Origin of the sequence: Bacillus sp. AF23 (assembly GCF_020861455.1) — a bacterium.
GTDB classification, from domain to species: domain Bacteria; phylum Bacillota; class Bacilli; order Bacillales; family Bacillaceae; genus Bacillus; species Bacillus halotolerans.
The window spans coordinates 157,154-177,860 of record NZ_JAJHVY010000030.1; the positions used below are offsets into that span (position 1 = coordinate 157,154).

The following is a 20,707-nucleotide window of genomic DNA, read 5'->3' on the forward strand; positions in this document are numbered from 1 at the left end:
TCTTTATGGCGTTTGTTTTGCTATAGCGACAAGGTTTTGAGCAGGGAAATATAACACTCGCTGCAAATCCTCGTCCTCCATTACAATATGAGATGAGAGCGTGATGTTTTCCCACAACGCGGCCGCGTCTTGATCTCGCTCTTCAATTAATCCCGCCATTCAGAAACGCTTGTTAACGGATTTGTTAGTTTCTTTCGGATCGATTTCTTCCGCACAACAAAAAAATATTTTCATTCCCTTTTCTCCAAATGAATTATCTTATTTTTTCAATCGATTTAACAGGTACTTCCGGTGGATTGAGTATTAAGTCAATCCGTTGAACAGTGACAAAGACGACAGAAAAAATCAGGGAACAAAGAAAGGTTAGTAAAAGTATTTTCCACCAATTTAAGTTATTCATCATCTCTCCCTCTTTCCTTAATTTGTAATATTACCCATTTCTAGTATGAAACACAACTAGGCAAAAAGTAAAGGGAGAAGAGGTATTTCATCTTCACGATCTGTCATTGAAGTTCATCCAGGCCATTCTCTAAAGCTTTATCGATTTGCTTAACTTTTTAAACCCGGTGCTTTGCCGTAGCTGCGGGAAAAGTCCAATGACTCCCTTTTCCACTTGCTAACTCTTTTCTAATCCTGCAAGCCGACCGCATAATCCCTCCATAACCGGTACACCGGCACAAATTGCCCGCCAGCCCTTCTTCAATATCTTCGTCAGTAGGTTGCGGGTTTTCCTGAAACAGAGCTCTGAGCGCAATCGTCATCCCTGGTGTGCAATATCCGCATTGGAAGCCGCCTTCTACCAGGAAAGCGGTTTGGCAGATATCCAGTTCTTCTTTTTGAAGCCCCTCAATGGTTGTGATCGAATGGCCGTCTGCTTGGTATGCCATGGTCATACACGCATTGGCGAGCTTGCCGTCGAGCAGGACAGAACATGCACCGCAACGGCCGATTCCGCAGGAAATTTTAGTTCCGGTCAGCTCGAATTCCGTCCGCAGAAGGTCACTCAAGCGAGCTGTAGGAACCGCATCAACCTCCCGCGCTATTCCATTCACGGTCATTCGGAACCGATGCTTTTTTACAAAGAAAGATCCTGCTTCTTTTACGTCCATTGTTTTATCCCCTTTCTGTCTATCGCATCAAGCAGCTCTTCACGCGAAATCGGCAGCTTGTTCACCCAGCAGCCGACGGCATCATGTACCGCCTTTACAATCGCCGGGGTAATGGCGATCGTTCCTATTTCTCCGACACCGCGCGGGCCATATGAGTCACCATCCATCAGCTCTTCTATCGCGGTCAGTTTCATTGCCGGAACATCTTTGATTCCCGGAATGACATACTGATCCAAATTCTCCACCATGTAACGGCCGTCCGTCATTTTTGCTTCCTCCATCAGCGTATAGCCGAGCGCCATAACAGCGCCGCCTTCGATTTGTCCGCGATAGCCCTGCGGACTGACAACCGGGCCTGCCGCAATGGCGTGCTCACAATCTATCACTTTGACATCGCCTGTTAATAGATCAACCTCCACCTCAACTGCAGCCGCTCCAAATGAGTAGAGAAAATGGCCGCCGACCACAGGATCTCCTGTTGTTTTGAAAGGCATTACTTTTTTAAAACACAAAAAAGAGCCTATCAAATTTGATAAGCTCTCTCTGTAAGTTTTAATGTTCGAGGCAGCCTTTCCTGCCACCTTGTGGTGGCGAATAACATCCATACAAACATCTTGGAGCAAAAAAGGATTTACTATGGTTAAATTTTGTTCTTTCTTCTTTTCAAGAACCATCTAACAATTAAATAAATGATACCTAACCAAACAATAATCGGAATAATGATACCTAAAGTCGCCATAGTAAATTCCTCCTATTTTTCTTTTATTTTACAATAAACCCTATGATTTCCCTATTTTTTCAAGTATACTACGAATGTATCAAACTTCAAATAGGAAAGAGGTAGGAAAGAGTGAAAAAACGATCCTTATTAATGCCTAGTCTCGCCGCTTTGTTATTGGTCCCTGTTGCACCAGCATCAGCGTCAGAAACACCACAAGTCCACACCCCATCAAATGCTATGCAAGCCAAACTTGCTACGTCTCAAGCGATGGACACAGAACTCGAAGTGAAAAAACTAAAAGAATTAGGACAAGATCCAGAAAAACTCCAATTCAAAGATGGACAATCTCTCGAAGTTAAATTTGATGACGGCAGCCGAATTGTCTACTCCCTAGAAATAACTCCTACATCAAAAGAAAATCTTCCTAAGAACCTCACCCAAAGTGACGCCGACATCCAAGCCACATACAAAACATACACTTTAAGAAAACAATACTTCTATGTCACAGCAAATGCCAACATTTCTGTCAAAGCAGATATTAAACATGAAGGAAGAAGCTTAACTGTAAGAAGAGCTTACCATGGTTTCCAAGGTACATTCGCTAAAAACGATAAACAGTCCAGCCGTATCATTCGAAAGAATGCTACAAGCCCTAAAATGGGGATCACAGAAACAAGTGGACAGTTTACGTTGTATGCTTTCGGGAACATAGCTGACTACTATACAAGGAGCTATGTACTGAGAATGGATATTGATACTGCTGGGTTCGCTGTACTAAGAGTAATGCAATAATGTAAAGTTAATCAATCCACACAAAACCTCCTTTTAAATTTATAACCAAAAGAACCCATCTATGACGATGGGTTCTTTATTTAATAATTTTTAATGTTCTTGGTGACCCCGCTTCCCAAGTTACATATTCCTTTCTTTTCAGAGCATCTAACAGCCCTTTCACTGTACTTGGTGAGGTTAACCCTAACATATTCATCAATTCTCTATATGTAGGAGCAAACCCCTTTTCGTTAATGTATTTTTCGATAACTTGGAGCGTTTCATATTGTCTCTCTGTAATTTTACGCATAATTCTTGACCCCTCTTTTATATGCTGCAGGAGAAACAGCCAGAATGTTTTCGATTGTAAACGTCTTTGTTTGACGGCTATTAAAACAAAATGCCCTTATATAACTCTGATTGATTTGCCGAACAATTATTGATCGTTTTGTGATAAGACCGTCGTTTCTTATATAAATCATATCTAATGCTGTTTTCTCAGTTAACGAACGTTTCAAAATCGATTCCATGCGTTCCTCCTCCTTCTCTACCATTATTTTATACGAACATTAGTTCTATTTCAAGTTGAAAAACGAATGTTTGTTCTGGTATTATTTACTCAAGGAGGCAATTGAATTGAACGATTTTGAACAAAAACTGTATCGGATTATTTTTAATATGACCCATTTAGGAAAAAATCCTTCGTTGGATCAATTGAAGAGAAAAACTGGGAAGGATGAACGAGCTATACGGGAAGCCGTTAAAAATCTTATGAGGCAGCGTTTGTTAAAATGGGATAAGAAAAAGAATAAATGGATTGTGTAAAAACCCCACCTTAAAAAGATGGGGTTTAACAGGATAATATTACTTAGATATTAATAGCTTTTTCGGCTACATAGAAAGTTCCAGAATCATTCAAAGCATCATATACCTTTTCCACATTTAATAAACCTGCAAAAAGAATACCGATTAAAGCGGAGCTGATTAAAAATTTTTTCATTATATAGCCTCCGTAACCTTAAGTATTTGTGTTTGTGCATGTATAGTTCTCTTTAAGAAGCTTCTTCCCTCTGCATAGTTTCTTTGCTCATAATGAAAGTCACCCAATTTTTCTGTTAATTCTGCAAAATCAGACCACAGGCGTTTCTTTTCCAAATAGTCTAAGCTTTGATTTACTTCTGTTTCATTATATTCTTCATATATTGAATTAATGATCTTTAATTTCGCCATGTATTCTTCTTCATTAGAATCTTCAGCCCGTTTTAAAGCTGTTTCATAAAAGAAACGTGCTTCCTTAGGTTTGTTGCTTTGGTAAAGTACATTTGCCATCATATATAATGATCTTACTCCATACACTGTATCAAGATGTTCTTTCATGTCTATTGCTTTTTTGAAATGCTCTTCAGCTGCACTTAGATTTTGGGTCCTTAAATAAACTAAGCCTAAATTATGAAAGATCACTCCAATGATCCTTTTTGTCTTTTTCTCATTCATTCCCTCAGCGACACTTAAAGCTTCTCGGTAATATGATTCCGCCTCTGTCAGCCGGTACATATCGTACATATTAGCTCCAAACATCATATTGCATCCGATCACTTTCACCTTATATAATTGATTCTTTTCAAACAAATGCTTAGCTTTTTTCAAATGATTCAGGGAAACAAAATGCTGATCAATTTGATAGTAGGCATCTGCTATTTTATAATGAAATTCAGCTTGTTCCATTTCATCTGAAACTGCAGTCAATTCTTCCTCAGCTTTACGATAATAACTTATCGCTTCAACGTATTCTTTATGATCAAATTCATACATCCCTCGGAAAAATAATGAGTAATATTTTAAAAGGCCTGTAAGTCTTTTTTGTGGTTTTTCTATTTTTTCAAGTAGTTCATCGACTGTGGGACGATCCCGATATCTGTCTTCTGGCTCCAATGAATCTAACATCAATTGATGACGGAAACACATCAACGAATAATAAACAAGTAAATCCTGATCCTCTTCCATTTCCTCTATTTCTTGCTCCACTTCCGCCTTTAAGATTTCTGCATCAGGAACACTGAATTGACGAATCATTTTATACCATTCATTGATCTTGACTCCCACTCGGGATGACGGTAAAACTTGGTCCATACATACCCCTCCCTCTTATGTCTATTTTTGTAATATTGTAACATTTCCAAAAAGTGTTTATGCCGCAAAAAAACCGCAAACATTTTCTTCGGTTAGTTTCGTTGCAGTTCATTTTCCCAATAAAAGGTTTTTTGTATTTCTCGATATCTTTATATGGTAAAATTTTGTTAATCAGTGAAACACAAAGCTTGATAAGAAAGGATATGATCATGAAGGTATTTGAAGCTAAATCACTGCTTTCTGAAGCAGATAGACGCGCAAAAGAGTACAAGGAACTCAGATCACAAATGGTTATGCTCAGAAAAGCATTTAAAGACGTAGCTGATTTAGATGACAGCGAGTTTTCAGGTAAAGGTGCAAACAATATCAAAGCATTTTATCATGATCATGTCGGTGTTACAGATCAATGGATTGATCTTATCGATATGAAAATTGCTTTCCTTACAAGTGTCTCTGGAGTTATAGAGGAAGCCAGCTTGTCAGATGCATACGTCGAGGAGTCTTTTTTAGAGCATGAACTCGCAAATGCTTATAAAAAATCAAAGGCTATTATGTCTGAACAGAAGAAAGCAATGAAAAACATTCTGAATGATATTGACGATATCCTACCACTTGATTTGTTTTCAACAGAAAACTTTAAAGTTGAACTTGCCAGTGCAGATAAGAAACGTGAAAAAACAATTGATAAAATTGGACAAGTTGATGATGATTTAACAACTGAATATGCATTAACAGAGCCTAACGAACAATTCATTCAACAAGATTTTAAAAAACTTCAAGAATCAACAGGCAAAGGGAAAAATGCTACACCTATTCACTATAATGCCAAAGCGTATAGAGAAAGCGACATACATAAGAAAAAAGGCGATATTGAAAAACGTACAGAAGGTTATTTGACGATTAAGAAGAAGGAAGAAAAAGAACGAGAAATTGAAAAACTGAAAGAAAGACTAAAAAACTACGATTATGCGGATGCCGATGAATTTTACTCAATGGCAAAAACCATTGGTTTTGAGAATCTTACTAAAGATCAACAGAGGTATTTCACACAAATTGAAAACACACGTGAGTTGATGGCTGGAGCCAAAGGTACTGTTACAGCTCTTTATGATATGACAGCTGAAACATTAGACTATATGGCACATAATCATCCTGTCGACATGCTTATTAATTCTGCAGTTGCAGTTTATCACTATGATTCCACATTTTATTCAATTAAAGATGCAATTATAAACTCCTATGTAAGAGACGTAAAGAACGGTGACACAGAATCAAAGGCTCATTGGTTTACATATGCAGCAGTAAACATCTTTGGCTTAAAAGGTGCTGGTTCAGTTGCTAAAATAGGAGTGAAAACAGCTGGAAAAGCTGCAGTCAAAAAAGTGTCTAAAAAACTTGGCGAAACTCCTGATCCACTAACAGCAATTAAACCGTTTGTCATACGAGAAGATGTAGTTGTAGCAGGTGGCATGCCTTATAATGTCATCAACGATGTTAGCGCAAAAGACAGGCTGCTCCAGCTTGCTAAAAAATTAGATGAGAGTAGAAAGCCGTTTACTGGGCAAAAGATAAATCCACCTTGGTTAAATAAAGAAAAGTATGAAGCATATGAAATAAAGGGAAATGTAAAGGCGAAAGGGAAAATTAAAGATGTAAGTCGTAGAGTATATACGATGAAAGATATCGACCTTAATCAAAAAAATCGTAAAGGTCTTACGAATCTTCAACTTATGAAAAATGGTAACGCTCCGTTTGCAAAAGATGGCACACAGATTAATTTACATCACTTGATTCAAGAAGAACCTGGCCCAATGCTTGAAATTCCAAATAGCTTACATACTAAATATAGCGGCATTATCCATAAGCTTAAATCTGACGGCGAAAGCTTTAGAAACGATCCAGTTTTGAAAGCCCAATATGATAATTTCCGAGATAGGTATTGGAAGTGGAGAGCAAAACAATATGAAAAATAAAAGGAATGAGAGATATCAATGGACTTATATGAAAAAACTATAGAATTTATAACTGATAATAAAGCAGACAGTTATTTTACTGGAGGAATAGGTGAAGAAGAGATTATTAATATAGAGAAGGAGCTCCAATTACAACTTCCTGATAGTTATAAATGGTTTCTGAAAAACTTTGGCTCTGGTGGCTTATACGGAATTGATACTTTGGGGTTTGACTATGGTGGAGCTTCTGTAGTTGAAACCACAGAAGAATATCGTAATCACTTTAATTTATCTGAGGGACTTGTTGTAATAGAAGATATAGATTTTTTTGCATATGCCTTAGATACTAACAAAATGAACAGTAATAATGAATGTCCTGTTTTTATTTGGGATAGAGTGCTTGGATACCAGGACAAGCTAGCCGATAGCTTTATTGAATTTTTCTATAAAAGATTGCTTGAAAAAAAAGAAAACTGGGAAGAAGATGAAGACTGGGACGATTAAGTCAAATTAATTACAATTTAGAGCCCCTCATTTTACAAGTATAGAGGATGTAGAAGATAGCGAAATTGAAAATCTTGAAGAACAATTCTCAAATGAAAAAAAACAGAAAAAAATTCAGGATGATTTAGATAAACTACTTACCCGGAAAAAGAAATGGCAATATGCTTGGGCTAATGAATTGTTAAATGATGAAGAATTCAAAGATAGAATGAACGGGGAAAATAAGAAGGAAAAACAACTAAAAGAGGAATTGAAGGCCCTTGAAGAAATAACGCCGAGCGTTCAGTGATTTAATAGAGTCATGGAGCAATTTGACAGACAAAGAAAAAAAGCAGCTTTTGCAAAATACAGTGTCTAGTATAGTGGTCGAGAAAGTTAATGAAGGAAAACCTCTTGATCGTCTCACAATTTTAGAAATAAACTTCTCAGACTAATAAGTCCGGTTTTAAGAGCCGGACTTAATTTTCTCATTGTTTAATTCTTTTCTGATCCTCCAAGCCGACCGCATAATCCCACCGTACCCTGTACACCGGCACAAATTCCCCGCCAGCCCTTCTTCTATTTGTTCATCTGTGGGATGCAGGGTTTCCTCGAACAGTGCTTTAAGTGCAATTATCATTCCTGGGGTACAGTATCCGCATTGGAAGCCGCCTTCTTCCAGAAAAGCTGTTTGGCAGATATCCAGTTCTTCTTTTTGTATTCCCTCGATTGTTGTAATGGAATGGCCGTCTACTTGATAAGCCATGGTCATACACGCATTGGCCAGCTCTCCGTCAATTAAAATGGAGCATGCTCCGCAGCGGCCGATTCCGCAGGATATCTTAGTTCCGGTCAGCTCGAATTCCGTCCGCAGAAGGTCACTCAAGCGAGCTGTAGGAACCGCATCAACCTCCTGCTCTATTCCATTCACGGTCATTCGGAACCGCTGCTTTCTTGCAGAGAAAGATCCTGCTTCTTTTACGTCCATTGTTTTATCCCCTTTCTGTCTATCGCATCAAGCAGCTCTTCACGCGAAATCGGCAGCTTGTTCACCCAGCAGCCGACTGCATCATGTACCGCCTTTACAATCGCCGGGGTAATGGCGATCGTTCCTATTTCTCCGACACCGCGCGGGCCATATGAGTCACCATCCATCATCTCTTCTATCGCGGTCAGTTTCATTGCCGGAACATCTTTGATTCCCGGAATTACATACTGATCCAAATTCTCCGCTGTGTAACGGCCGTCCGTCATTTTTGCTTCCTCCATCAGCGTATAGCCGAGCGCCATAGCAGCGCCGCCTTCGATTTGTCCACGATAGCCCTGCGGACTGACAACCGGGCCTGCCGCAATGGCGTGCTCACAATCTATCACTTTGACATCGCCTGTTAATAGATCAACCTCCACCTCAACTGCAGCCGCTCCAAATGAGTAGAGAAAATGGCCGCCGACCACAGGATCAGGCGTTGTCGGAAAATCGAATGCTGTTTCCTCAGTCAAAGAGCCTTTTTCTGCCAATTCCTTATAGGTCACCACCAGCTCCTTTTTATTAAGCATCCGCAGCCCCCCAGCGCTGAGAATGAGTTGTTCAGGCAAACATGAGACCGATTGTGCGGCACGTTTTTTCAGCTGATATAGAAACGGTTTCTTCAAACGCTGGATCGCGTGCCACACCATGCTCGTGCCGCGGGATGCCGTGGAGGAGCCTGACTTTGGCACTTTTGCGGTATCCCCAATGACAATGGAAATATCCTCCGCCGCGCAGCCAAGCTCTTCGGTGACAATATGTTCAACCGCGGCGAGTATGCCCTGCCCGCACTCTTCAAACCCAAACGAAGCCGTAATTTTGCCGTCACTTGAAAGGGAAAGACGCCCTCCTGCGGCATCCATCCGGCCATAGCCAAGCCCGCCCCCGTGCATAGTAATTGCGGATCCAACACCTCTTCGTTTATAACGAGACGTCTGATGTTTTCTTTTGAGAATAGAAGATGCAGAAATGACGTTCAACACCTGCGCCGCTCCGTCAGTGGGCGCAATCCGATGCTCAAGCGGCCCAGGGTCATGCGGTTTTCTGATATTTCTTCTTCGCAGCTCCAGCGGATCGATGCCGAGCATGCTGCTGATTCGATCAAGATGGGTTTCCAGCGCAAATGTGATTTGGTTGCCGCCAAAGCCCCGGAATTCTCCCGCCACCCCATTGTTCGTAAACACAGAGATCCCTTCAGTGCGGATATTCGGAATGCGGTACGGACCCGCGGCATGCTCGGCAGAAAAATCCAGGACTGCCGGTCCCAGCGTGGCGTAAGCGCCTGTATCGGCAATGATTTTCACATCATGAGCCAGAAGCTTCCCTGTTTGATCAGCCCCTGTTTTGATCGTGATTTTCATCGGGTGGCGCTTGATTCCTGAGCGTACAGATTCCTGTCTCGTCTGATGTATTTTGACCGGACGCCCGCTTTTATGGGCCAAAAGCGCAGCATACGGCTGAATATTCAGCTCATCCTTTCCGCCAAATGAGCCGCCCATCGGACTCGACACAACCCGAATTTTCTCTTCAGGAATACCAAAAATGCGGGCAAGCTGAAAACGGTCCTTGTAGCCGTGCTGAGTGCCAGCGTACATTGTAAAACCCCCGTCACGTTCCGGAACAGCTACGCCCCCTTCCGTTTCCATATACGTATGCATCTGCCGCGGCAGTTCGTAGGTTTCTTCAAGAATGGTGTGACACGATTGGAATCCCGCTTCCACATCGCCGTGCGAGAAAAACGCACGATGAAGGATGTTACCTTCCGGGTGCAGCATATACGCATCTGGTCGGAGCGCTTTTTCCGGAGAATCAATGACCTCCAGCTCCCTGTACACCACGTGAATCAGCTCCAGCGCGGCTTCGGCAATGTCTTCTGTTTCTGCGGCAACTGCTGCCACTGCATCTCCGACATAACGCACTCTATCCTCGCATAGAACCGGCTGGTCAGGAATGACAATCCCAAAACGGTTGAAACCCGGAACATCCTTATGGGTGACGACCGCCCGCACACCTTCCATTTCTTCAGCCTTTTTGGTGCAAATCGACACGATTTCCGCATGAGGGAAAGCGCTTCTCAGAATTTTGCCGTACAGCATCCCCTGAAAAGTGAGATCAGTCATATACTTCAATTCACCCGTGACCTTTTCCCTTCCATCCGGCCTTATTCTTGGCGGTTTGCATATGCTCATTTATTCCCCTCCCTCAAACATCAGCTCGGACATGATGACGTTGGCAGCCGCTTTTTTTCTGTATGCCGCTGACACGAAAGCATCAGCTGAAAACGGCAGCTCCTTGATAAGTGTTTCGTACAGCTCGTGCGCCTCCCATTCAGGCTCCATCCATTTCGCCTCGCTTTCTATTAATCTTTTTGGCCTGATATCGGCATGGCCCGCTGCGAGGCGAATGTCACTGTCTTTCAGTAAACGTCCTGCCGCCACAGCAACCGCTCCGGTAAATGCCTGCCGCCTTCCCAGCTTGCGGAAAAACACACGATCTCCCTCTGGACGCGGGATGATCACACGCGTCACGATTCCATGTGAATACTCTTCACTGGAGATCCATCCAGCAAGCGGCAGCCTGACAAGCTCCTTCTGATAAACGATAAGCTCCGCATCAAGCACAAGCAGAAGCGGAATCAAATCCCCTATTTTACTCGCTATGTTGCCGCCAATTGTGGCCCGGCTTCGGATTCCCGGCGCTGCAACAGCAGAAACTGCATCACATAAGCAAGCCAAATCCCGCTTGATGAGGCTGTTTTTTCTGCATTCATTCAGCGTGGTGAGCGCCCCGATCGACACATGGGTGCCGTCAGCGGTAATGCCTTTCATCTCATCAATGCCTTCAAGGCTGATGAGATGCGCTTTCGGAAGAATTCCTTTGTCCCATTGGAGCTGGAGCAGCGTGCTGCCCGATGCTGCACACACATCTGGCGCAAGCTGCTTCAAAAGAGAAAATGCCTCATCAAGCGCTGCCGGCCTCCATAATTGAATGTTCATTCGCGCCTGTGTCACTTGTCCGTACATGTATTCGCCTCCTGACAGTGTCATATTCCTCCGGCGTATCAATATCTTCCAGTTCTTCGCACGCTTTCACTGCCAGCACCGCTCCAGTGCCAAGCTGTCCGTTTTTCAGCAGCCTGCGGGCACCCTCATCTCCCTTCAACTCCTTTACATATGGAAAACAGGCGGATGAGAAATAAATAGGCGGACTGAGCGTACGCAAAGACGCTGACACCGCAAACATTTCATGAGCCCTTGATATCAGGGCATTTACATGATCGACAGAAAGCTGCGGCTGGTCACCCAACAGAATGACGACCCCGTCTGCCCCCATGCTTTCAGCTTTTCTCACCCCGCTGCTGACAGAATGCCCTTGGCCCTTTTCCGCCTCTTTACAGACATGCAAACTCCAGCGATCCAGAAAAGGCGGTGCTTGATATTGCGCCCCGATCCACTCAAGTGAAGCATGTTCTGTCCTCTCGACAATCAGCACATGGTCAAGACGGGATAATAGAGCTGTTTTTAATGAAGCCGATCCGATCGTTTCTCCTTTTAGCGGCAATGCCAGCTTGTTTGTGACCATTCTCTCGCTTTTTCCGGCCGCCAGAAATATACCGATAATGCTCATATAACCGCCAGCCGTTTTCGTGTTTGAAGGATTTCCGCAACGATGCTGACGGCAATTTCCTCTGGGCCTTCCGCGCCGATTTTCAACCCGACCGGACTGTAAAAATGCGCGGGCGGCTGTTTTCCATTCAGCAGCCGTTTCGTGCGGTTTTCGGAACCCAAAAGCCCGATATAATGAAGGTCTCGAGAAAATAAGGATTCAACGATGACTTGATCGTGCTGAAAATGGTGAGTCGCCACAACAGCGGAATCCTGAGGGGAAAATCCAAATTCACTGAGCATCTGCTCCGGAAAGGCAGTGATCAGCTGATCTGCTTTTGGAAAAAGAGCGGCTGTGCAATATGCAGGCCGCCAATCTGTCACAATGACAGAAAATCCGGTCTCAGCCGCCAAATTGGCGAGCGGTATCATATCTGGGCCCGCCCCAAACAGAATGAGACGCGGCTTCGGCTCAATACGCTGAATAAAAATGTTTGATGATGGATCAAAATGCGGTACATGAAGCGTTGAAGCGGTGCGTTGAATATCTTGAAGCGGCACATCCGGCCAGTGCCCAAAATATCCGGTCTCTGACAAAAACAAATAACGCCCTGACTGTGAGGATTCAATCTGTGTAACAGCTGTTACGGCTTTTCCTGAATAAAGGCAGTCTCTTACTCTTTCATAGTGCCGCTTTTTTTCCTGAGAGATTCGTTCCGCATAGATATGAATAACGCCATTGCAGCTGACTCCCATGCCCCATGAAAGATCGTCTTCAGCCCGCATGTCATAGGATATAAGCGCTGTAGGCAGCTGATCGCCGAGCTCACCGATTCTTTCGGATATATCCTCTTCCAGACACCCGCCGCTCAGCAAGCCGATTCTTTCTCCGTTTTTCTTAAAGAGCATGGTGGCGCCCGCTTTTCGATATGCAGAGCCTTCGACTTGTACAATGGTCGCCAGCACAGCCTCGTCCTGATCTTCCAGAAGCGCATCTAAAATCGTGTAAAAATACTCCAATGCCGCATCCCCCTTTCAAAAATTGCTGTAAGAAATAAAACGTCACTTTATAGGTGCCTTGAATAAAGAATAGATGAAAAAAGAAAAAATGACTCATGCTCCGTCAGAAAATGCAACACAGAGAAAACGGATTTGTAAAAAGAGTCAAACGGAGAAAATCAGATTGGAGAATGAGCGAAAATGAAAAAAGCCTGCGGAATTCCGCAAGCTTTTTCTTTAAATCGCTGCCTGGCTCTTAGCATTTTCATATACATCAAGCGCGGCCTGAAGCGCTTTTCCCGCTTCGATCACAGCGCCATGTCTGAGAAGCACAGCTTCTAATCCGGCAAGGACAAACAGTACGTTTTCTCTTCTGCAGCTGTAGCCCATCGTACCAATTCTCCAAATCTTCCCGGCTAAAGGGCCGAATGAGCTGGCGATTTCGATTCCAAACTGTGCCAAAAGCATATGGCGGACTGACTCTCCATCTACGCCGTCCGGGATTTGCACACAGGTGACAACAGGCATTTTGCAGCTCTCATCCCCAAACAGCTTCAGCCCCATCGCTTTAATTCCGGCTATTAACGCGGCCTCATGGTATTGATGCCGCTCGAAACGTGCTTTAAGGCCTTCATCAAGCACCAGTCTCACGCCCTCACGCAAGGCATAAAGCATCGTTGTCGCTTCTGTATGATGATTGAGCCGCCGTTCGCTCCAATAATCCTCGAGCTGGCTCAAATCAAAATAATTGCTTGTGATCGGGCGATTTCCGGAAAGCTTCGCCTTGTCTGCCTGGGTCGCAATTCCGCGTTCCACCTTTTTGCGCGCCGCAATGATATCTGCCACCCGTTCATTATATGTAATCGGTGCCATGCCAGACGGAACAGACAAACACTTTTGCGTACCACCGATAGCTGCGTCAATGTTCCATTCATCCACTTTCACCTCGCAGCCCCCAATTGTCGCTACCGCATCGACAATAAACAGTGCATCCCAAGCACGGCACGCTTCTCCAATCGCTTTCAGCGGATGGATTCGGCCAGTTGATGTTTCCCCGTGCACCATCGCCACAATTTTCGGCTTCACTTTTTTCATTTCCCGTATAATAGCGTCAGGGTCAAAAACCGTTCCCCACTCACACTCAATCGTATGAACATTCGCCCCGTACCGCTCAGCGATTTCAGTCAGCAAAAAGCCAAAGCGTCCGTATATCGGAATAAGCACGTCATCTCCCGGTTCAATGACACTCGCTAACACCGCTTCGATTCCCGCCCGGGAGGTGCCGTCAATCGGATACGCCCAGCGATTTTTCGTTTGAAATAATTCTCGGAGCATCTCCATCGTTTCATTCATGATATCGGTAAACGCCGGATCAAATTGGCCGACAACCGGCGTGCTCATCACTCTTAATACACGCGGATCGACCTCTACAGGCCCCGGTGTCATAATCGTTCTTAACGGTGTACATAATTCTTTTCTGCCTGACACAGCCATTCCTCCTTCATCAGTAAGCCAGTTTGTATAATAAATTAGTCAATGTGCGGACGCCGATCTCAAGCTGACGTGCAGAAGTAAACTCCTTCGGCGAATGGCTGATGCCGCCTCTGCTCGGCACAAACAGCATACAAGCGGGGCAGCTCCTTCCGATCATTTGCGCATCATGCCCTGCCCCGCTCACCATTTCTTCACAGCTGATACCGTTTTCTGCCGCTGTCTCAAGAGCCTTGGCAGAAAGCGTTTTGTCCATCGGCACAGGCTCTATCCGCATATATTCATCAATCATGGCGTGAATCCCTTTTTCGTCACAAATGCCGTTGATGACAGCAGTCATTTCTTCATGAAAATGCTCCAGAACATGCTGATTTTGATGTCGAATATCGATTGAAAACTGCACCCGGCCAGGTATGACATTGGCCACATTGGGCTGCACCGTCATTTTTCCGCATGTCAGACGAAGCTCATCCGGCTGTTCTTCAGCGCGAAACAGCAGTTCATGAATCACTCGGCTGCTGGCTGCGAGCGGGTCCTTGCGCCACTTCATGGAGGTGGTCCCTGCGTGGTTGCATTCTCCCTCAAGCGTAATCAGATATCTCCTCTGCCCGACTATACTTGTCACCACACCGAGATCTCGTCCTGACATTTCAAGCGTCTGTCCTTGTTCAATGTGAATTTCAATAAAAGCGTTGATATCTGTCCTGTGCGCTGACGGATACACGCCTCTGCCAAAACCGTTGTCATGCATCGCCTCTTGTAATGAAACACCTGATCCGTCTCTCGGTACTTCCGCATGCTTCAATGACAAAGCACCCATCATATTCCCTGATCCCCAGTATGTCATCGGAAAACGGCTGCCCTCTTCCTCACATAAAGACACGGCCTCAAGCGTTTTTTTCGGCGCTCCGTATGTTTCTTTGAGCTGCTTTAAAGCAAGCATTGCCGCAAGCACGCCATATGAGCCGTCATACTTTCCCCCATTGATCACCGTATCGATATGTGAGCCGGCTAAAATCACTTCATCCGGAGACTGGGTGCCCTGAAGCCTTCCAAAGACATTGCCGACGTCGTCAAATCTGGCGTCAAGCCCAAATGCCGACATCTCCTCTTTCACGGCGAGCTGCGCGTCCATCCACTCCTTGGTGTACAAAAGTCTCGTCACTCCGCCATCAGCAGACGCACCGAATTGGGCAAGCCAATCGATGTAATCAGCGATGCCGCTTTCTACTGAAAGCCTCTGCTTTTCCATGTCTTCCTCCTCTGGCCGTTATGGTGACTTCATTATAGAGGGAGGAAGACGTATAGTTCATCAGCACATAAACCAAAAAAACGTTTGTTTTTTGGTCATAATAACCAGCCTGCCATTCCATTTAGGAATAGCAGCCAGTAAGGAAGAGAGTCAATAGGCAGCGATGAATTAAAAAAACAGCGAGAGGAAAAAGTGGTTCTAAAGATTTATTGTATGAACTAGCGAAAATCACGGGAAGGCAATGCTTTCAGTGAAGCGGCACTCGATCAAGGAACAGCGCTTGCCTAATATCCGCGGAGCAATAACGCGGACTAAAGATCCCGGAACAATAGAGTTCTGCCTCCTCCAAAGTTACCATTTTACAAATGTAATAAAAAATATACAAAATGACACTTCTAACCTTTATCTCAATTTTAGATAATAGACATGATCTGATCTAAAGGAGGGCAAGTGATGACAAAAAAAGCAAGGTTTCTGCCGCTCGTCTGTGTATTACTGATTTCCGGATGGTTTGCGCCCTCTGCTTCAGCAAGCGCGCAAACCGGATTGAACCTGAATGACCGTGCAGCTACTTCTTCCGCAGCCTCCGGGGGCATTCTCTCATTAGTCTCTCCCGCTGCACCATACGCCGACACAGACACCTATTATGAAGGTGCTGAAGGAAAAAGCGGAGAAGCGTTAAAAAGCGCGCTGCACCGCATCATTAGCGGACATACGATGCTGTCTTACAGCGAGGTATGGAACGCGCTGAAAGAAACAGATGCAGATCCGGCCAATCCGAATAACGTCATCCTGCTCTATACGAATGAATCCCGTTCGAAAAACCTGAACGGCGGCAATGTCGGGGACTGGAACCGGGAGCATGTCTGGGCGAAATCCCATGGCGATTTTGGTACAAGCAAGGGGCCCGGCACTGATATTCATCACTTGCGCCCAGCAGACGTCCAAGTAAACAGTGCCAGAGGCAACATGGACTTTGACAACGGCGGCAACGAGTATGCGAAAGCGCCCGGAAATTACTATGACGGAGATTCATGGGAGCCCCGCGATGATGTGAAAGGCGATGTCGCCCGCATGCTGTTTTACATGGCTGTCCGTTACGAAGGAGACGACGGCTACCCTGACCTTGAGCTCAATGATAGGACAGGAAACGGCTCTGCTCCTTATCACGGAAAACAATCCGCCTTGCTTGAATGGAATAGGCAGGACCCTGTTGATGCCCGCGAAAGAAAAAGAAATGAAATCATTTATGAAAAATATCAGCACAACCGAAATCCATTTATCGATCACCCTGAATGGGCAGACGACATTTGGCCGTAAGAAAAAGGTGCTCCCCCGAAGGGAGCACCTTTTCTAATACACAGCCTGTTCCGTTTCAGCATCGAAAAAGACGGCGTGATCCATTTTCACCGCCAGCTGAATTGTATCGCCCGCGGCGATTCGATTGCCGCCATCCAGGCGAACCGTGAGCCGCTCGTTCCCGGCGCTGACATGCACAATCAGCTCAGGTCCCAAATTTTCATTCACTTCTACCGTCGCTTTAAACACAGAATCAAACAGCCGGTCATTTCCAGTCATTTGTGCGATGTGCTCCGGCCGTACACCGGCTGTCATCTGTTTTCCGGTATAGCCTTTTTCCTTCAGCCGTTTCGCCTTTTCTTCAGGAATATGAAGCCGGATCGAAGGATTTGTAAAAAACAGCTCGCCATGGTGCTCTTCAATCATGCCTTTGAAAAAGTTCATTCCGGGAGAGCCAATAAACCCGGCCACGAACAGGTTTGCCGGATAATGATAGATATCATGAGACTTGGCCACTTGCTGAATTTTACCTTCATTCATGACGACAATCCGATCGCCCATCGTCATCGCTTCAGTCTGATCATGGGTGACATAGATAATGGTTGCTTCCAGCCGCTGGTGAAGCTTGCTGATTTCTGTCCGCATCGTCACTCTCAGCTTCGCATCCAGATTAGAAAGCGGTTCATCCATTAAAAAGACCTTTGGTTCCCGCACAATTGATCTGCCAAGCGCCACCCTTTGCCGCTGGCCGCCGGAAAGTGCCTTCGGTTTTCTCTTCAGCAAATGCTCAATCTCCAAAATGTTTGCAGCTGCATGCACCCGCTCGGCAATTTCTTGTTTCGGCATTTTTCTGAGCTTCAGTCCGAATGCCATGTTATCGAAAACAGTCATATGCGGATACAGCGCATAGTTTTGGAACACCATCGCGATATCACGCTCCTTCGGCGGAAGATCATTGACCCGTTCCCCATCGATGAAGAGGCTTCCTTCCGAAATGCTTTCCAGCCCGGCCACCATCCGCAGGGTTGTCGATTTGCCGCAGCCTGACGGCCCCACCAGCACCAAAAGCTCTTTATCTTTTACATCTAAATCAAAGTCCTTCACCGTTAATTGTGAATGATATGATTTTTTGACATGTTCAAATGTTAATGAAGCCATCAGAAAACTCCCCCCGTCTTTTTTTCTCCGTTATTTCGTCACTGGAAACAACTCGGTCTTTCTGTTATTTTTAGAGTAATCGATTCCCATATTTGCTATATTTCTAAAACAAAAAACGCAAATTTGTATTATAACGTCATAATACATTATAATATAAATAATAGCTTAAAAGGAGGCTACCCCTTGTTAAACAACGGAAGTTCAACACCTTTATACATTCAGCTAAAACAAATCATAACAGATGACATTAAAAAGGGCTTGTATTCCCCGGCTGCCAAGCTGCCCACAGAAAACGAGCTTTGCAGCAAGTATAATGTGAGCCGCATTACCGTCAGAAAAGCCATTCTCGATCTGGTCGAAGAAGGTTATCTGATCAGGCAGCAGGGAAAAGGAACGTTCGTTAAAAGCCCTAAATTGAAGAGAGAGCTGATCGCAGTAAACGGCTACTCTGAATTTATGGAATCAACCGGGAAAAAACCGAAGCATCAGGTTCTGTCCCATGAAATCATACCAGCATCGAAACCGATCGCCGAAAAGCTTCAGATTAATCCCGAGAGCCCTGTCGTTGAATTAAAACGGATTTTATATAACGATGATCAGCCGCTCACCTTTGAGATCACGCATTACCCGCTGGACATGTTTCCTGCCATCAATACGTTTATTGCTGACGGTGTATCTATGCATGATATTTTAAAGCAGCAATACCAAGTTGTTCCCACTCACAATACAAAACTATTAAATGTTGTCTATGCCCAGCAGGAGGAAAGCAAATACTTGGATTGCGATATCGGGGATGCGCTGTTTGAAATCGATAAAACCGCATTTACCTCAAACGATCAGCCGATCTACTGCTCACTGTTTCTGATGCACACAAACCGTGTCACATTTACAATCAACAGTCCCTACACATGACAGGCATAAAAAACGAGACACTGCTTATAGTATTCTCGTTTTTTCACTGCTTCCCCCTTCCTCCAGGCGATAGGGATAGCCGTAGCCGAATGCCCCGTACACTCCGCATGTTTTCGCAGCTGTTTCCGCTCCTTGGCGCAAAGCGTTCATCATATCCTGCTTCTCACAAAACGCAGTCAAAAATCCCGCGATAAATGAATCTCCCGCTCCGAGTGTGTCTATTATATCAGCTTCCACAATCGGCTGATGGTAGATTCGGTCCCCCGCAGACAGGATCGCCCCTTGCCCGCCGCGGGTCATGCAAACAATTTTTGCTCCATACTCATGTGCCTTTTTGGCGAGCTGGCCGCACTCCGTCTCACTCAGATCGCTCCCTGAAAAGAACGCGTACGTCACATAAGGACAGACCTTTTTCAAATACTCATCCTCTCGATTTGTTGAAAAATCAAAAGAAACCGGGATCAGTCCGCACAGCTGCGGCAAATCGTTCTCAAGCCTGCTGTACACACTGGTATGCAGCAGATCATGGCCGCTGATAAAAGATAAGTCCTTTTCCTGGAACACAAGACGGAGACGCGACTGGATGCCGCCCTTATTCGATCGGACAAAGATCCGGTCCCCCTGTTCATCAAGGGTAACGATTGCCATTCCGTTTTCCCCATGCGCCTGGCGAATAAAATCAGCGTTGACCTTCTCCAATTTCAGCACATTCAGCAGATGAGCCGCGGCTTCGTCATTGCCGATGATTCCGATATAGGAAGACTCATGCCCGAGCCGTTTTGCAAGCACTGCGACATTTAAGGCATTTCCTCCCGGATAGAATGTTTCTTGATCCTGATAGTAGTCTACAACGTTGTCTCCAACAGCAATTAATTTCATTGTGCTTCCTCCTTTATCCTTTTACGCTTCCGCTTGCAATCCCGCGGACAAAATATTTCTGCATAAATAAAAACAGAATAATAATCGGCGCGGCAGAAATCGTTAATCCCGCCAGCAAGACGCCCCAATCCGTCTGCAGCGCATCTCGGAACTGCATCAGCCCCGCTGGAATGGTCCGCAAATTCTCGTCATCTATGAAAATAATCGCAAACATAAACTCATTCCACGTATGGTAAGCTGTCAGAATACCCGACGTCACTAAAATCGGCACACTCATTGGTAAGAAAATTCTGAAAAATACTCCGAAACTCGTACACCCATCTAAATAAGCCGCCTCTTCCAATTCTTTAGAAATAGAAAGAAAATAAGAGCGGATTAAAATGATGGTAAATGGAATCCGATAAGCCGCATAAGGCAAAATCAAAGCCCAATACGTATTGTAAAGCCCCAGCGACTGAATAATGGAATAAAGCGGCACAAGACTGACCTGAGGCGTCAGCATCAAACCGCCAAGACAAAGCACCAAAAAGAACCCTCTTCCTTTAAACTCGAACCTCGAAAGCCCGTATGCCGCCCATGCGCTGATAAAGACAGTAATCACACATGTCAGCGCCGTCACGATCACACTGTTCATAAAATAAGAAGAAATCCCCTGATTCCAGGCGGACACAAAGTTCTCCGGATGCCACGAAGACGGCAGCGACCAGCTGTTCTCAAAAATATCATCCGAGCTTTTAAAGGCGCTCATGACCATCCATAAAAGCGGATAAGCAATCGCGATTAGATAAAGAAACAGAAAAACCCATACAGACGTTTCTCCGATATACCATTTTCGCCTCGGCTTTCTTTTCACCTCGATGTACCGGTCAGGCACAGGCTCTAATCTTAACGAATCTGTCTTCTTTTGAGGCAGCATCTG

22 protein-coding genes and 1 pseudogene are annotated in these 20,707 nt (G+C 44.7%); 6 read left to right on the forward strand and 17 right to left on the reverse strand.

Features of this window, described 5'->3' with window-relative positions:
* Positions 1-3: 3 nt before the first annotated feature.
* The 3 genes and pseudogenes from LNN34_RS16575 to LNN34_RS16585 form a co-directional block, all read right to left on the reverse strand.
* Positions 4-159: a hypothetical protein gene (locus LNN34_RS16575; RefSeq protein WP_229043855.1), complete on the reverse strand. Its 156-nt coding sequence runs from the start codon at positions 157-159 to the stop codon at positions 4-6.
* 398 nt (positions 160-557) lie between these two features.
* Positions 558-1,109 (reverse strand): xanthine dehydrogenase subunit E, encoded by a 552-nt coding sequence (gene pucE / locus LNN34_RS16580; RefSeq protein ID WP_229043857.1) that lies wholly within the window; start codon positions 1,107-1,109, stop codon positions 558-560.
* Positions 1,100-1,597 (reverse strand): annotated as a pseudogene (locus LNN34_RS16585) (molybdopterin cofactor-binding domain-containing protein); the annotation flags it as partial. The gene pucE (LNN34_RS16580) and the pseudogene LNN34_RS16585, both read right to left, overlap by 10 nt.
* A 362-nt stretch (positions 1,598-1,959) precedes the next feature.
* On the opposite strand from LNN34_RS16585, the gene LNN34_RS16590 reads away from it, so the two are divergent.
* The gene (locus tag LNN34_RS16590) at positions 1,960-2,622 is read left to right on the forward strand and encodes a hypothetical protein (RefSeq protein ID WP_229043860.1); all 663 of its coding nucleotides are present in this window, start codon (positions 1,960-1,962) and stop codon (positions 2,620-2,622) included.
* A 76-nt stretch (positions 2,623-2,698) separates the two neighbouring features.
* Here LNN34_RS16590 and LNN34_RS16595 read toward each other — a convergent pair whose 3' ends face one another.
* Both LNN34_RS16595 and LNN34_RS16600 read right to left on the reverse strand, forming a co-directional pair.
* On the reverse strand, positions 2,699-2,911 hold the full coding sequence (locus tag LNN34_RS16595) for a transcriptional regulator (protein WP_229043862.1): 213 nt from the start codon (positions 2,909-2,911) through the stop codon (positions 2,699-2,701).
* A complete protein-coding gene (locus tag LNN34_RS16600; RefSeq protein WP_229043864.1) occupies positions 2,904-3,131 on the reverse strand; it encodes a hypothetical protein in 228 nt (75 codons plus the stop codon). Before LNN34_RS16600 ends, LNN34_RS16595 begins: the two co-directional genes overlap by 8 nt.
* A 106-nt stretch (positions 3,132-3,237) precedes the next feature.
* Between LNN34_RS16600 and LNN34_RS16605 the strand changes: the two genes are divergently transcribed.
* Entirely contained in the window at positions 3,238-3,426 is a 189-nt protein-coding gene (locus tag LNN34_RS16605; RefSeq protein WP_229043866.1) for a hypothetical protein, read from the forward strand.
* A gap of 43 nt (positions 3,427-3,469) precedes the next feature.
* Here LNN34_RS16605 and LNN34_RS21955 read toward each other — a convergent pair whose 3' ends face one another.
* Together LNN34_RS21955 and LNN34_RS16610 are read right to left on the reverse strand one after the other, a co-directional pair.
* Entirely contained in the window at positions 3,470-3,601 is a 132-nt protein-coding gene (locus LNN34_RS21955) for a hypothetical protein (protein WP_267476724.1), read from the reverse strand.
* A complete protein-coding gene (locus LNN34_RS16610; RefSeq protein ID WP_229043868.1) occupies positions 3,601-4,731 on the reverse strand; it encodes a Rap family tetratricopeptide repeat protein in 1,131 nt (376 codons plus the stop codon). Before LNN34_RS16610 ends, LNN34_RS21955 begins: the two co-directional genes overlap by 1 nt.
* 209 nt (positions 4,732-4,940) lie before the next feature.
* Here LNN34_RS16610 and LNN34_RS16615 point away from each other — a divergent pair, with 209 nt between their 5' ends.
* Positions 4,941-6,704, forward strand: a complete 1,764-nt coding sequence (locus LNN34_RS16615; RefSeq protein WP_229043870.1) for a T7SS effector LXG polymorphic toxin — start codon at positions 4,941-4,943, stop codon at positions 6,702-6,704.
* An 18-nt stretch (positions 6,705-6,722) separates the two neighbouring features.
* Entirely contained in the window at positions 6,723-7,187 is a 465-nt protein-coding gene (locus tag LNN34_RS16620; RefSeq protein WP_044430364.1) for an SMI1/KNR4 family protein, read from the forward strand.
* Positions 7,188-7,632: 445 nt separating this feature from the next.
* Here LNN34_RS16620 and pucE (LNN34_RS16625) read toward each other — a convergent pair whose 3' ends face one another.
* The 7 genes from pucE (LNN34_RS16625) to allC form a co-directional block, all read right to left on the reverse strand.
* Positions 7,633-8,154 (reverse strand): xanthine dehydrogenase subunit E, encoded by a 522-nt coding sequence (gene pucE, locus LNN34_RS16625; RefSeq protein WP_229043872.1) that lies wholly within the window; start codon positions 8,152-8,154, stop codon positions 7,633-7,635.
* Positions 8,145-10,382: a xanthine dehydrogenase subunit D gene (pucD, locus tag LNN34_RS16630; RefSeq protein ID WP_229043874.1), complete on the reverse strand. Its 2,238-nt coding sequence runs from the start codon at positions 10,380-10,382 to the stop codon at positions 8,145-8,147. Before pucD ends, pucE (LNN34_RS16625) begins: the two co-directional genes overlap by 10 nt.
* Positions 10,383-11,216: a xanthine dehydrogenase subunit C gene (pucC, locus tag LNN34_RS16635; protein WP_229043876.1), complete on the reverse strand. Its 834-nt coding sequence runs from the start codon at positions 11,214-11,216 to the stop codon at positions 10,383-10,385.
* Entirely contained in the window at positions 11,155-11,820 is a 666-nt protein-coding gene (pucB, locus tag LNN34_RS16640) for a xanthine dehydrogenase accessory protein PucB (RefSeq protein ID WP_229043878.1), read from the reverse strand. The genes pucC and pucB overlap by 62 nt, the downstream gene beginning before the upstream one ends.
* On the reverse strand, positions 11,817-12,818 hold the full coding sequence (locus LNN34_RS16645; protein WP_229043880.1) for an XdhC family protein: 1,002 nt from the start codon (positions 12,816-12,818) through the stop codon (positions 11,817-11,819). Before LNN34_RS16645 ends, pucB begins: the two co-directional genes overlap by 4 nt.
* Before the next feature lie 216 nt (positions 12,819-13,034).
* Positions 13,035-14,285, reverse strand: a complete 1,251-nt coding sequence (locus LNN34_RS16650) for a pyridoxal-phosphate-dependent aminotransferase family protein (RefSeq protein ID WP_229043881.1) — start codon at positions 14,283-14,285, stop codon at positions 13,035-13,037.
* Between the two features lie 16 nt (positions 14,286-14,301).
* Complete coding sequence (gene allC / locus LNN34_RS16655) at positions 14,302-15,540, reverse strand: allantoate deiminase (RefSeq protein WP_101859991.1); 1,239 nt, start codon at positions 15,538-15,540, stop codon at positions 14,302-14,304.
* A 453-nt stretch (positions 15,541-15,993) separates the two neighbouring features.
* On the opposite strand from allC, the gene LNN34_RS16660 reads away from it, so the two are divergent.
* Positions 15,994-16,860: an endonuclease I family protein gene (locus tag LNN34_RS16660; protein ID WP_044159027.1), complete on the forward strand. Its 867-nt coding sequence runs from the start codon at positions 15,994-15,996 to the stop codon at positions 16,858-16,860.
* Positions 16,861-16,893: 33 nt separating this feature from the next.
* On the opposite strand, the gene LNN34_RS16665 is transcribed toward LNN34_RS16660, so the two are convergent.
* Positions 16,894-17,997, reverse strand: coding sequence for an ABC transporter ATP-binding protein (locus LNN34_RS16665; RefSeq protein ID WP_229043882.1), 1,104 nt, complete (start codon positions 17,995-17,997; stop codon positions 16,894-16,896).
* A gap of 183 nt (positions 17,998-18,180) precedes the next feature.
* On the opposite strand from LNN34_RS16665, the gene frlR reads away from it, so the two are divergent.
* The gene (gene frlR, locus LNN34_RS16670) at positions 18,181-18,909 is read left to right on the forward strand and encodes a transcriptional regulator FrlR (protein WP_024122756.1); all 729 of its coding nucleotides are present in this window, start codon (positions 18,181-18,183) and stop codon (positions 18,907-18,909) included.
* Positions 18,910-18,933: 24 nt separating this feature from the next.
* On the opposite strand, the gene LNN34_RS16675 is transcribed toward frlR, so the two are convergent.
* The gene (locus LNN34_RS16675) at positions 18,934-19,788 is read right to left on the reverse strand and encodes a fructoselysine 6-kinase (protein WP_229043883.1); all 855 of its coding nucleotides are present in this window, start codon (positions 19,786-19,788) and stop codon (positions 18,934-18,936) included.
* Positions 19,789-19,801: 13 nt separating this feature from the next.
* Positions 19,802-20,704 carry a carbohydrate ABC transporter permease gene (locus LNN34_RS16680; protein WP_229043884.1) on the reverse strand — a complete coding sequence of 301 codons (903 nt, stop codon included), beginning with the start codon at positions 20,702-20,704 and terminating at the stop codon, positions 19,802-19,804.
* Positions 20,705-20,707: the final 3 nt, after the last annotated feature.